Genomic DNA, 12300 nt, shown 5'->3' on the forward strand with positions numbered 1-12300 from the left:
TATACAATTAATCCTGATCTAGGATGTAGACACTGGACTAACTTGCAAGGTAGTAGTGTCTTGCAAAAGACAGCACTTGTTACCAGATTACTGTCAGTAGTATAGTAGAGATTTAATTGACCCTAATAACGAATGGTACTAAGATAATGCAAACCCATTATCTGCAAAGCTTTTGGGTGTGGGGTGTAGGGTGTGGGGTATAGTTACGTTCGCGCCAGCGTTGCGTAGCAAAGAAATTTATTTATGTTCGCACTTATTTTTACTTTTCTTGATTTTTTCCGAACATACACCCTATCCCCTATACCCATGCCTGGCAAGGATTTCATCTTTTTTTCGTACCATTCGATCCCTCAGTCTTTAAGCATATCTGTCCTTTTTACACCTGCTATTGAAGTTTTGACAATCTTTCGCTTCTGTTTGGCCAGCCACAAAGTTATATGGACTAGGAAGTAAGTAAAAAAAGCTACAAAATTTCATGGTTCTCAGTTTGGATAGGTAATGAGTCTAACTGGTATGAATTATAGCAAGGTATACAGAGATATAGGAATATTTGTATATCATTTAACATTCTATTTGTCAACAAGGCAAAATTCCATACATCTCAATTAATATTTTGTAATATTCTAAGGAAAATCTTCAAAAATAACTTGTCAAAAAGACTACAGTCAGTTAAAAATAGACACCGTAAACTTTAATAGGAATAATGACCGAAGAAAAGCAGAAGGCTGGAGGCAGGAGAAAAGATTTTTTTCCTCTAGGGTGCAAGCTCCTAAATTTATTTATGAACAAAGGTAAAAAAATATATTTTGAGACGTATAGCACAAAAAATACAATGTCCTTATTAAATCCCTAAATTTATTTATAGGGATTACCTGCTGCCTCCTGTCTTCGTCCTCCTGCCTCCTTAATAGCGCCATAATCCTTGTGTAGTTACTGTAAAGTGTTACTAAAAATAAAAAAAGTCTTGAGGAGAGCGGCTAAAAGATGCCAGCAGTGTTTACTGAAATTAATAATGATACAAGCTTGTCAAGGAATTTAGATTGCAACCAAAAAGGGGTGTGAATGGCTGGCATAATATCAGTTTCCCGCACACATCTAGCCCAGCGTCGTCAGAAATTGCGTCGGCAGCGGCGGATAAGAATTATTCAAGCTATTTGGCGAACCTTTGCCATTACTGGTTTGGCGGGTGGATTGTTGTGGGTGGCAGTCCAACCAGTGTGGATGCTAAAGGCTCCCAAACAAATAGTGATGAAATCAGGCAATAAATTGCTGTCGGAGCAAACAACTCAGTCATTGTTGGTGCTGTCTTACCCTCAGTCTTTGTGGCGGATTGAACCGTTAGCGATCGCTAACTCTTTGAAGAAACAACCAACTATTGCCCAAGCGATCGTCAGACGACGCCTGTTTCCTCCTGGATTAATTATTGAAATCCAAGAACGAGTACCTGTAGCGGTAACTCAAACACGTGGCAACAAAAAAGTAACAATCGGCTTACTAGATGCAAGTGGGGCCTGGATGCCTTTAGAAAAATATACATCACTGAATCCCACTAAAAAATTACCCAATCTCAGAGTAATTGGTTCGCCAAATCAATATTGCCTTTACTGGACTCAACTCCATGAAGCTGTGAGCCAAAGTCCCGTGAAAGTTATAGAAATTGATTGCCAAAATCCAACAAATTTAATTTTGAAAACAGAATTAGGAAACGTGCATCTCGGTGTGCCAAGTCCCCAGTTATCAGAACAAATTAAGGTACTCGCCCAAATGCGCCATTTAACAACAAAATTTAATTCCGGTCAAATAGAGTATATTGATCTAAAAAATCCCGATTTTCCATTAGTACAAATGAACCAAAAAGACCAAAAATTAACTCCCAAAATCCCTAAAAACATTTAGCAAGTTTATTATTTTGATAGCTCCTAGTAAATTAAGAAGCTTTATGCTGATAAATATATTTATTATTTTCAGTTTTCTAGCAAATCACACGAAAATCGGCATTAACTTCTAATTAAAATGAGAAGATCAATCATAAAATCTCTATTGGGAGTAACAGACCCTTAATTGTTACCCTAACATCTAATAGTAGGGTGCAAGATGTCAGACAATCTAATGATGGTCTATGGCGTGCAAAACGCCTTCTGTCCATACATTCTTTGACTGAACCCAGTGCAAAAACGAGAAAGTTGCTTGAGCTTTTAATTCAGATTCAGACTCGTAAGCAGAGGGCACTAATGAGAACGGTTTACGCCGCCATCCAAGTGTATGAGGCAAAAAGGCTCTGACTTTGGTCTGTTGAGGACACTTCCAAAGACAGTTTACCGAAGTTTCAATCTGTAACGAAAAATGCCACCCAAAGTTGCGTAAGCATTGCTTCTGGGCAATAAGTTTGGACTGCTCTGTGCTGTAATTCCTATTAGGTGACGAAATCTCTTAGGAAATCTTGATTTGTTGGCCGCACTAGTGAGGATTCTTGTAGGATAGACTATTGCTCCCACAAAGTGTCCATTGAGACCACCCAAACAACAAATTAATCAGGTATAGTCTGACAAGTCAATTATTGCTTAGTTTAACCTTAAGGATAAGTAAGTAGAAGGTAAATTTTGTGTCTAAAGTTGCAATCATCCCCAATGGTGAAACCTATTAACAATATTATTGAGGCAGAGAAGATAGGCTGTAGTGTGTCTTTACAAGTTATGCCCGCCGCTGAGAATAATCAAGAGATTAATGTCTGGTTGAAGTTATACAGGTCAGTTTTAGATAAATATAGGTATACTTCTCTAGAATTGGCTGTGTGATCGGCTGTGTTAACAGCTTATCCTATAGCAAATTTTCGCCCTGCCAATTCTGTTAGGCTTGGCAGTAGTGAAAACAATAAAGAACAACGCCATAATATTGTGGCACTGTCAAACTAAAGTTGACTCTTAGGTGAATAACACCTGAAAAAGTCGTTTATCAACCCTTTCACAAATCCAATGACACTTGATAATAACCAAGGACTTAACTATAAAAATTCCCAATCTACGGGACAGCCGGGATTTTCTCTAGCAGTTAACTCGACTAATCCCTTTAATAACTCTGGGCTGAACTTTGGGCAAAATCACGATAATAAGAAAATTTCTCCGGAAAATAGCCGAATTGGCGAGATTGTTCCTGGTCGGGTCGCCAACATCAAAGTGATTGGTGTCGGTGGTGGTGGTGGCAATGCTGTTAACCGCATGATTGAGTCTGATGTCTCCGGGGTAGAGTTTTGGTCAATCAACACTGATGCCCAAGCTCTTACCTTAGCTGGCGCTCCGAGTCGATTGCAAATTGGGCAGAAGTTAACACGGGGTTTAGGAGCAGGTGGTAATCCTGCTATCGGTCAAAAGGCAGCTGAGGAATCACGGGACGAAATTGCTACAGCTTTAGAGGGTGCAGATTTAGTATTTATCACTGCTGGTATGGGGGGTGGTACTGGGACGGGTGCAGCACCAATCGTGGCAGAAGTGGCCAAAGAAATGGGTGCTCTCACTGTTGGTGTAGTCACACGTCCATTTGTTTTTGAGGGACGCCGCCGCACCAGTCAAGCAGAACAAGGTATTGAAGGACTAAAAAGTAGAGTAGATACACTGATCATTATTCCCAACAATAAACTGCTGGAAGTGATCCCCGAACAAACGCCTGTGCAAGAAGCTTTTCGCTATGCAGATGATGTGCTGCGTCAGGGGGTGCAAGGTATTTCTGATATCATCACGATCCCCGGTTTGGTAAACGTTGACTTTGCTGATGTCCGAGCAGTTATGGCAGATGCGGGTTCGGCATTGATGGGAATAGGCGTTAGCTCTGGAAAATCCAGAGCTAGAGAAGCTGCGATCGCAGCTATTTCTTCACCATTACTAGAGTGTTCTATTGAAGGTGCTAGAGGAGTTGTATTTAATATCACAGGTGGTACTGACCTGACTTTGCATGAAGTGAATGCAGCCGCAGAAGCAATATATGAGGTAGTTGATCCCAACGCCAATATTATTTTTGGGGCTGTAATTGATGACAGGCTCCAAGGTGAGGTAAGAATTACTGTAATTGCTACCGGATTTACAGGTGAAGTGCAAGCTGCGGTACAACAAAGTGTGGCTAACGTTCGAGTAGCACCTAATACTTCGAAGCGTCCAACAACACAGCAACCCCCTGTTAATCCCCCAACCTCAACTCCAAGTTCTACTCCAACTCCAACTCCAACTCCAGAACCAAAAGAAAAACCTGGATTAGATATACCTGATTTTCTGAGAAACCGACGTACACCAAGGAATTGAAAGATTTTGATTTGAGTTTTAGATTAACTTAGCAGTCTCAGTTCAGGCTGAACGCTGTATAAAATGTGCTACTTCCACCAGGGTTTTACCAAGGGCAGGGATAAGCAATCTTTTGCCATCCCCAACTTTGCCAATTGGTAAAAAAACTTGTCAACACTACTTTATAGAATGAATTTGGGCATGTCCGAAAGAAGTCTGTTTGCTGAAGAATAGGACATCAAACTAAAAAATAAATGTAAATTATTTTTGGATTTTTAGTGTCTGTTCAATCCATTGAATAACCTGATGACCAAGGCGAGTACCATCTAGGCGGTCAATTTCACGAATTCCGGTAGGACTAGTGACGTTAACTTCAGTCAGATAGCCACCGATAACGTCAATACCCACAAAAATTAAGCCGTCTTGGCGTAAGCGTTCGGCTACTTGGGTACAAATTTCATACTCTCTTGGGGTAATTTCGGTTTGAGCGACTGTACCACCAGTCGCCATATTATTGCGAAAATCAGTTCCACTAGAGAGGCGATTGAGCGCACCAATTGGTTCACCATTGAGCAAGATAATTCGCTTATCTCCCTCTTTTGCTTGTGGTAAATAGGTTTGCACCATTACTGGCACTTTACCTTGAAGGGTACTGAGTTCAACAATAGAGTTAAAATTGCGATCGCCTGATTGCAAAAACAAAATTCCTTCGCCAGCTTTGTTACCCAACGGTTTGAGAACTGCTGCCCCCTTTGCTTCCACAAATTGCCGGATAAATTGCTTATCAGCACTGACAATCGTTTCAGGAATCGCTTTGGTAAACTGGAGGGCGTACATTTTTTCATTTGCCCCTCGGATGCCACTGGCACTATTAATCAACAGAGTTTTATTTGGGTCAATGTAATCGAGAATGTATGTGGCATAGAGGTAAGAATCATTGACAGGTGGATCTGTCCGCATAAATACGGTGTCCATTGTCTCTAAAGAAGTTAAGGAGGAATCGCTTAACTTATACCAAGGATTCGCCGCTAGCCAGCGTCCCTCGACTAACTGTACTGGTACAACTTTAACTCGCTGTAGGACAGCCCAAGCTTTGCCCTCCACCACACTCAGTAGATTTGCTTGAGTCACCCAAACTTCGTGTCCCAGGATTTGGGCTGCTTCAATTAGGGCAACACTGGTATCATGACACGGGTCAAGTAGATAGATGGGATCAATGATAAAAGCCAGTTTCACCCTTTATACCTCAATCACCAAGAAATTAAATGGTTATTCAATTATTATCTCTTGATGCTCTCACCAATTGATGTACATATTTACTGCTGAGTGGAACTTGGAGGGTAAAGTCTTGTGGACAGATTGGTTTTGTAAGGAAGCCCGTAGACAAGGCAGCGCGTTGTTTTTCTAGAGTTATAGCGACTGCGGTGTAATTTGCAGTGGTTTGTCGCTAGCGCAATACCTTCTGAACCTATACGCTATTGCTAGAAGTTAGTAGCTTATCCAGCTTGCCTTGACTTTCTAAAGCGTGGATATCATCACAACCACCAACATGATTGTCGTTGATGAAAATTTGCGGTAAAGAACGGCGTCCATTTGCTCTTTGAGCCATTTTATTTCTGGCTGCTTCATCTCCATCAATGCTGTATTCGATAAATTCAACTCCCTTGTTTTTCAGCAAACTTTTGGCACGAATGCAAAACGGGCAAGTCCTCCAAGTGTAAATTTCTACTTTTGCAGCCATGATGTCCTCAACTTGATTTAATACTTTTTAATTTTAGAGCTTTGCCACTGACTGTGACTGCTTTATCCCTTCATAACCTAATCTACAGAAATCGTTAATGTAAGTAGGCAAAAATAAATAAAAGTAGTGTTAAGTGATGTAAAAAGGGAAATATTTCTTTGTTTTTCTTCTGGAATCCGAAAACGCCCAAGGCAAATAATCCTAATGCTGCGGTTATATTGGGTTCAGGTACTTTTTTCAGTTGAGGTGCAGGGGATTGATTATATCTATTATTTTCAATAGAAAATGCCATAGTTACTATTAACTACGGCATTTTCAACTAGATATTAAAAATTTATTTCAGTATTCACTGAGAATCAACAGCGTATTCAATCAGCTTGGCAAGGCGCTGACGTAGGGTTTCTAATCCCAAGCGCTGACTCGCGGAAATAAATACCGCGAGGGGGAATTCTTCTCTAGCTAGAGCTAGTGTCTCACTATTAGCTTGATCAATCTTGTTAAAAATCACTAGGGCCGGGCCAGGAGTTATTGGCATTTGTGCCAAAATTTCTCTGACTGAGCGAATATGACGCAACCAAGCAGGGTGAGATAAATCTACCAAATGTAGTAGGGCATCGGCTTCTGTGACTTCCTCCAAGGTGGCGCGGAAGGCATCCATTAACGATGCAGGCAGTTCGTGTATGAACCCTACCGTATCTGTAATCAGAATTTCCTGAGGTTCATTTGTTTCGCCATAAGGAATCGCCAGACGGCGCGTGGTGGGATCGAGAGTAGCAAATAACTGGTCGGCTGTATAAACTTCTGCATTAGTCAGGGCATTCAGCAAAGTAGATTTGCCAGCGTTGGTATATCCAACCAAAGCCACTGAAGGAACTTCTTGATGCTGTCGTCGCTGTCGTAACCGCGAACGATGGGCTTGCAACTGGTTCACTTCTTTTTGCAGTCGGGAAATACGCTGCCCAATGGCACGGCGTTCAGTTTCCAGTTTAGTTTCACCAGGGCCACGAGTCCCAATACCACCACCCAATCGGGACATCGTGCGACCTCTACCAGCTAGTCGCGGTTGCATGTATTCTAACTGTGCTAGTTCTACTTGCAACTTCCCGGCACGGGACTGAGCGCGTTGGGCAAAGATATCCAAAATAACCTCAGTGCGGTCAACCACCCGGATACCAATTTGCATTTCTAAGTTGCGGACTTGGGAAGGTGAAAGGTCGCGGTCGAAGACAACAAGGTTGACTCCTAGTGTTTGGGCAGTTAAGGCAATTTCTTGCACCTTACCTTCGCCAACTACTGTCTGGGGATGAACGCGCGATCGCCTTTGTTGTATTGTCTGTAATACATCTCCCCCAGCAGTATCAACTAAACGCCCCAATTCCATTAAAGTGTCTTGGAATTGTAGGGGAGTCATCTCACTGGTCATCAGCCCCACAATCAGCACGCGATCGTGGTCAGCATCTACTTCCTGGGCGACATATTCGCGCTGGAATTCTGCTTCCAGATTTTCTACTAAGTCTACTAAATCCTGCTCTGCCAGCTCGTCCAAGTCCAGAGGTGGCGATATATTCCAACTTGGAGATTGGATTTGGCTTTCCTCTACCTTAATAGCAGCAGGACTAGTAATCAGGGTGCGAGACTCTTGGGGTGTCAGATGAGCGAGATAAGCTTCTTTGACATACCCAGTCGCACCGCCTCCCCGCCGTGTAAATCCCGTTCCGGTAATATTTAGAACAACTAAGGCATCTAAGCGTTGTAGTGCCATCGCCGTGAGCGCCGCTTCGTTGGGCGGTTCTGGCTTCAGATGAGTGGCAATACAACGAATACCACTGAGTCGTTCTGCACCGTAACGGGGCAATTCCATCGGTGGTATTTGCGTTTGACGCGGTGTACCTACGCCGACGCGAATCACTTGTCCGCGACGGTTGATGTAGGCGCACACAGGCTGATTAACTTCTGTGCTAATTGCTGCCATACGCTGGGAAAACTCAGGCGTGGTGATGCGATCGCCTGGTATGCGCTGGTGATACAGCCGCTGTAGTTGCTTCAGCTGGCTGGACTTCAGACCTTGGAGATTTCCAAAAATAGTTTCTATAGGCGTTTATGACCAGTTAAATGGCCCCCCGAATCCTTATAGGTCTATTTTACAACAGGGTTTAGGCTCCTATCTCTCTCCTTTGAGGGATGCGTTAGGAATTAGTTCACAGTGGGTATTTATTTGAAGCTATTTTGGTGGTTGTAACTCACAAATCGAGCAATGGTAACAACACGCGCCGCCTCAGAACAAAACTTAAAAATCTATTTCACCAGTTTGTTGAAGTGCAAAATTGATAATAGTTTCACTTAGCCTAATTCCACGAGCAATCATTCTGCCAATTGCTTGTTTAATATTAATAGGGTATCCTTCTCGGTGTCCACGCAACAAAATACCGATACTCCTGTAACAGAAAGACCGCTTAACCTGGCAACTCGTCTACCAGTTGCTTCATCAATGCAAACAGTCTGGATATTTTCATTGAGCGCAAGTTGGATAACAGAAGCTTCTCCTAAATCTAAAGAATTAAGTAAGAATGGAGAAATATTATTTAAGGGTATTTGCGATTTTTGTAGCCAATCGGCATCTTCAAATTCACTTACCGCAAATCCGCTTGCACCTCCAGCAAGTATTTCTTGACAAACTTCAAAGGGAACCAAAACCTGAGTATACAAAGATTGAAGAATTCTTAAATCTCCTATTGCCGCTATTATGGAAATAATGGGTGCTGTGTTGATAACAATTATATTACTTTCAAGCATTTGCTAAATCAGATATAAGTTCCTCTTCTGTTAAATCAATCATCGCTACACCATAACGGTGTAAATTAAGTAAAAAAGTTACTCTATCTATACCTGCTAATTGTGCAGCTAAACCAGAAGAAATACGTTTCATTTCAAATAGTTTAACTGCCATCGCCATTTTTGCTTCTTTTTCAAACTGTTCTCGCGTTTGCTGTAAGGCATCTGGTAAAGTTTCTGGATAGTCAATTTGAAGTTGTGACATGATTTTTATCAAAATGATTGCTTTTAATTTTCAGTCGTCATAAAGTCCTTCATCTTTTGGTGCATAGCCGTTCAAAAAAGCATCATGGCTACGGGTTTTTTTGAGTTCTTTCACATGAATTATGTTGTCATTCTCAGTTTCCCAATCTTCGCCATCTAAAGCTGAGAATTATGTTAATTCAGGGTCGTTCAAAAAATCTTTGGCTGTGGCAGCGATCAAAGGTTCTAGTATTTTGTGACGTTCTGCTAAAGATAGGCTAGCAATTTCTTTGAGAGATAGCTGTTTTTGCTTTTGGGCATTTTCTGACATTGAATTTGTGTTCTTGAAAATAGGTTAAATTTATATTTAATAATGTATCGTATCACTTTTAATTTCAGTTAGTATTTTCAGTGGAAGCGTGAAAGCGCTCGCTACATTAGTTTAGTCTCTATAGCGGTTATTGAATTAAAGCTTGAAACCGATCATTTTCTCGGATACCATTAAAACTAGAGTCAGTTTTTGCTCTATTTTTATATTTGTCATAACTGATAGCAATTGCACGTTGTAGATTTTCAACTGCGAGTTTAATAATGTCTTGTTTGGCGAAACAGCAAGCCTTATAGTAGTAAAGTCCAGCACAGTATTCAGGTTTAATTTCAATAGCTTTATCATAGCTGGCAATCGCTTGTTCATAGATACCTAAATAATAAAATGCCATACCACGAATGCCCCAAATTTCAATATCTCTATTATGAATTTTTAATGCTTGGTCATAAGAGTTGATTGCTTCCTCATAACGACCTAGTTCGCTAAAAGATAGCCCGCGATGATACCAAGCCCAATAGTCATCATGATTGACCACAATAATTTCGTCATAATTAGTAATTGCCTCTTCATAGCGTCCTAATTTCCGTAGTGTTTCAGCTTTTTTATACCAACTCGAGGAGTTATAATTTTTTAATTTCAAAACTTTCTCATAACTAATAAGTGCTGCTTCATATTCATGAATAGCAAATAATAAGTTTCCTAATTCAAATAGCAATGATCCTCTACAAATTTCCGTTTGATATTTTTTTGATATAAGGTCTTTAATTTCTAGCACTTTCTCTATTTTTTGATCATGGCTGAGTTTTAAATAGTTATGACAACTAGCTTCATCTAACAGACGATTTGATTCTTGTTCGACCACTTCTGGTATTGTCGGTAATTCAAACAACCCAGAACGCCAATCAAAAAAATCTGGAGCGCGATGAATAAAATAGTTAATCGAAAATGAACGCAAAAGAAAAATAAAGCTAATGGGAAAATCATCTCGAAAGCGTTCTCGCTGTTGGTTTAAATGATTTAAAATATGCGGAACACTGGTTAAATTGCTAAATTGTCCTTCGGTAATTTCCCCAAAATTTCTTTTCTCATACTTATATAAAGAATATTCCAGACCTTTTATCAATAGAATATCAATTTGCTTATCTTTAATAAACTCTGCCACTGGCTGATATAAATTATCAATCGCCTCAACCAAGCGTAAAACTGCAATCTTCTTCTGCGGAATCTCCTGGGGAAGTTTGATAATAAAATTGTCTGCTTCCACAGGTGTACATTGGATAAAAAACAAACCAAAACCTGATTTTCGCCTCAATGCGCGAAGTAAGTCTTGATAAGCTTCTTCTGGTTCTGGGGGTAAATCATCATCCCAATCACTTAAATTTGGGTTCATGAAAGTTTCGCTACGGCTTCTTTAAATTCTGGAATTCCTTGAATCAATGGATGAATATCATACCAACGCTGCATTTCTCCTTGATCATCCAAATATCGGTATTCTAAAAGACTGCGGTTATACATCAAACTCCGATACAAGTCATCATTAATAATCCGTTTAGAAGAAGACACTTCTGCTAACAGACACCATTGATGATTTTCCACAGCACGACGAAAAGTATCTCTGGCTTGAGTAATTGCTCGTCGCACTACTTTTTCTGAAACAGGTAACTCTTCAGTACGTCCAATGGCATCTTGAGTTAACAATAGCAAATTCCTTACATGACCTCCACTCATTAAACAAAGTCTGTCTAAGGTTTGGGGACTGTCGAAAATTTCCTTTTCTAGTGATAGTTCCGGTGCAATTTGCCGGACTCGCTTGTTAATTACTTCTTTAACTTTCTTGAGTCCTGGCTGGTAAATATCTCCCTTGAGAGTGTTTACCATAATCATCGGCAAAATTTGGGGGTCGCCGTAGATATCTCTGAGGTCTGTTATCCTTCTGGAATACAACATTGAAATAGGGACAGTGTAAATCAAATGGCAATCCAAAGCTTGGAGTTGTTCGCTGCGGTCTAAAAAGACTTCTTCATAGTTGGTGCGGTCTCCTTCTTTGACTAACACCATCCGGTCTAAATTATCGACAATTACTGCCAATTGAGTTTTACTCTTAGGTAATTTCTTTTTCGCATCCGCTAGAAACTCATTTAACACCTGAATTAAAGTGACAGTGTAAGGATCAATTTTTTGGCGAATCTTCTGGCGTAATTCAGGTACAGCTCTTAAATTTGCGGTCAACTTGGCAAACTGAGCAAGTTGGGTTTCTACTTCCAGACTCTCAAACTCTATGGGAGTCTGCGCCAAATCTTTTAAATCTTCCCAACGACTTTTTAACCAGTTGAGTATCGGACGAGGACTGGCAATTTCTTTTAAATCTTTGAGCAAACGGCGGGTACAGGCGAGGAGTATATCTGTATATTGGGCATCTTCAGAATCGATATCCTCTTCATCAGCCGCAAAATAAACAACATAAAATTTCCGATTTTCTAAATACTTCTTTAACCTGAGTAATTCTGTAGACTTCCCCGCACCCCGATGACCAGAATACAATTGGCAAGTATTTGTATTTGCTAGTCGCATCCGATTTCCTAACTCTTGCTCAATATCCGCATCTCCCCGCACTTCCTGACAATCTACATATTTTGGATCACCTGCGGGTAACGGTTCAAAGGGGTTAAAGGCGTTGTAGAGGTTTGCGAGTAAGTCAGTACTATTGACCATAGGTAAAAAATATAGCAATGATGCTCATAATAATTGAGATCATACAGAATTGAGGTAGATGAATCCAATTCAAATACTCGTCAACGGAGATAAAAGGTGGATTCATCCAGTTCAAATACTCGTCAACGGAGATAAAAGGTAGATTCATCCAGTTCAAATACTCGTCAACGGAGATAAAAGGTGGATTCATCCAGTTCAAATACTCGTCAACGGAGATAAAAGGTGGATTCATCCAG

At 40.6% G+C, this 12300-nt stretch carries 14 protein-coding genes; 3 read left to right on the forward strand and 11 right to left on the reverse strand.

From position 1 onward, the window contains the following. The first annotated feature begins 1062 nt into the window (after positions 1 to 1062). The 3 genes from V7K56_RS03640 (at position 1063) to ftsZ (ending at position 4289) form a co-directional block, all read left to right on the forward strand. Positions 1063 to 1896 (forward strand): cell division protein FtsQ/DivIB, encoded by an 834-nt coding sequence (locus tag V7K56_RS03640; protein ID WP_334907692.1) that lies wholly within the window; start codon positions 1063 to 1065, stop codon positions 1894 to 1896. Positions 1897 to 2627: 731 nt separating this feature from the next. Further along, positions 2628 to 2795, forward strand: coding sequence for a hypothetical protein (locus V7K56_RS03645; protein ID WP_334907694.1), 168 nt, complete (start codon positions 2628 to 2630; stop codon positions 2793 to 2795). A 177-nt stretch (positions 2796 to 2972) separates the two neighbouring features. Beyond that, a complete protein-coding gene (gene ftsZ / locus V7K56_RS03650) occupies positions 2973 to 4289 on the forward strand; it encodes a cell division protein FtsZ (protein ID WP_334907695.1) in 1317 nt (438 codons plus the stop codon). A 240-nt stretch (positions 4290 to 4529) separates the two neighbouring features. Here ftsZ and gshB read toward each other — a convergent pair whose 3' ends face one another. The 11 genes from gshB to V7K56_RS03705 form a co-directional block, all read right to left on the reverse strand. After that, positions 4530 to 5504, reverse strand: coding sequence for a glutathione synthase (gene gshB, locus V7K56_RS03655; RefSeq protein WP_334907697.1), 975 nt, complete (start codon positions 5502 to 5504; stop codon positions 4530 to 4532). 232 nt (positions 5505 to 5736) lie between these two features. Continuing rightward, positions 5737 to 6009, reverse strand: coding sequence for a glutaredoxin 3 (grxC, locus tag V7K56_RS03660; protein WP_334907699.1), 273 nt, complete (start codon positions 6007 to 6009; stop codon positions 5737 to 5739). 94 nt (positions 6010 to 6103) lie between these two features. Further along, positions 6104 to 6301 carry a hypothetical protein gene (locus V7K56_RS03665; RefSeq protein WP_334907701.1) on the reverse strand — a complete coding sequence of 66 codons (198 nt, stop codon included), beginning with the start codon at positions 6299 to 6301 and terminating at the stop codon, positions 6104 to 6106. A gap of 54 nt (positions 6302 to 6355) precedes the next feature. After that, entirely contained in the window at positions 6356 to 8101 is a 1746-nt protein-coding gene (gene hflX, locus V7K56_RS03670) for a GTPase HflX (protein WP_334907722.1), read from the reverse strand. A gap of 195 nt (positions 8102 to 8296) precedes the next feature. After that, positions 8297 to 8431 (reverse strand): hypothetical protein, encoded by a 135-nt coding sequence (locus tag V7K56_RS03675; RefSeq protein WP_334907702.1) that lies wholly within the window; start codon positions 8429 to 8431, stop codon positions 8297 to 8299. Further along, positions 8371 to 8802, reverse strand: a complete 432-nt coding sequence (locus V7K56_RS03680) for a DUF3368 domain-containing protein (protein ID WP_334907726.1) — start codon at positions 8800 to 8802, stop codon at positions 8371 to 8373. The genes V7K56_RS03675 and V7K56_RS03680 overlap by 61 nt, the downstream gene beginning before the upstream one ends. Next, positions 8795 to 9049 (reverse strand): UPF0175 family protein, encoded by a 255-nt coding sequence (locus V7K56_RS03685; RefSeq protein ID WP_334907724.1) that lies wholly within the window; start codon positions 9047 to 9049, stop codon positions 8795 to 8797. Before V7K56_RS03685 ends, V7K56_RS03680 begins: the two co-directional genes overlap by 8 nt. Positions 9050 to 9214: 165 nt before the next feature. Then, entirely contained in the window at positions 9215 to 9355 is a 141-nt protein-coding gene (locus V7K56_RS03690) for a hypothetical protein (RefSeq protein WP_334907704.1), read from the reverse strand. Positions 9356 to 9482: 127 nt separating this feature from the next. After that, the gene (locus V7K56_RS03695; protein ID WP_334907706.1) at positions 9483 to 10742 is read right to left on the reverse strand and encodes a tetratricopeptide repeat protein; all 1260 of its coding nucleotides are present in this window, start codon (positions 10740 to 10742) and stop codon (positions 9483 to 9485) included. After that, complete coding sequence (locus V7K56_RS03700; RefSeq protein WP_334907708.1) at positions 10739 to 12064, reverse strand: ATP-binding protein; 1326 nt, start codon at positions 12062 to 12064, stop codon at positions 10739 to 10741. The genes V7K56_RS03695 and V7K56_RS03700 overlap by 4 nt, the downstream gene beginning before the upstream one ends. Next, the coding region (locus tag V7K56_RS03705; protein WP_334907710.1) for a hypothetical protein at positions 12054 to 12300 on the reverse strand (247 nt) is incomplete at its 5' end. The genes V7K56_RS03705 and V7K56_RS03700, both read right to left, overlap by 11 nt.

The sequence above is a fragment of the Nostoc sp. genome, from assembly GCF_036917535.1.
GTDB lineage: Bacteria > Cyanobacteriota > Cyanobacteriia > Cyanobacteriales > Nostocaceae > Nostoc.

Excerpts from the sequence above, each read along its gene's own strand:
- V7K56_RS03640 (WP_334907692.1), top strand. The coding sequence starts at position 1,063 with ATGGCTGGCATAATATCAGTTTCCCGCACACATCTAGCCCAGCGTCGT.
- V7K56_RS03645 (WP_334907694.1), top strand. The coding sequence starts at position 2,628 with ATGGTGAAACCTATTAACAATATTATTGAGGCAGAGAAGATAGGCTGT.
- ftsZ (WP_334907695.1), top strand. The coding sequence starts at position 2,973 with ATGACACTTGATAATAACCAAGGACTTAACTATAAAAATTCCCAATCT.
- grxC (WP_334907699.1), bottom strand. The coding sequence starts at position 6,009 with ATGGCTGCAAAAGTAGAAATTTACACTTGGAGGACTTGCCCGTTTTGC.
- V7K56_RS03665 (WP_334907701.1), bottom strand. The coding sequence starts at position 6,301 with ATGGCATTTTCTATTGAAAATAATAGATATAATCAATCCCCTGCACCT.
- V7K56_RS03680 (WP_334907726.1), bottom strand. The coding sequence starts at position 8,802 with ATGCTTGAAAGTAATATAATTGTTATCAACACAGCACCCATTATTTCC.
- V7K56_RS03690 (WP_334907704.1), bottom strand. The coding sequence starts at position 9,355 with ATGTCAGAAAATGCCCAAAAGCAAAAACAGCTATCTCTCAAAGAAATT.
- V7K56_RS03695 (WP_334907706.1), bottom strand. The coding sequence starts at position 10,742 with ATGAACCCAAATTTAAGTGATTGGGATGATGATTTACCCCCAGAACCA.
- V7K56_RS03700 (WP_334907708.1), bottom strand. The coding sequence starts at position 12,064 with ATGGTCAATAGTACTGACTTACTCGCAAACCTCTACAACGCCTTTAAC.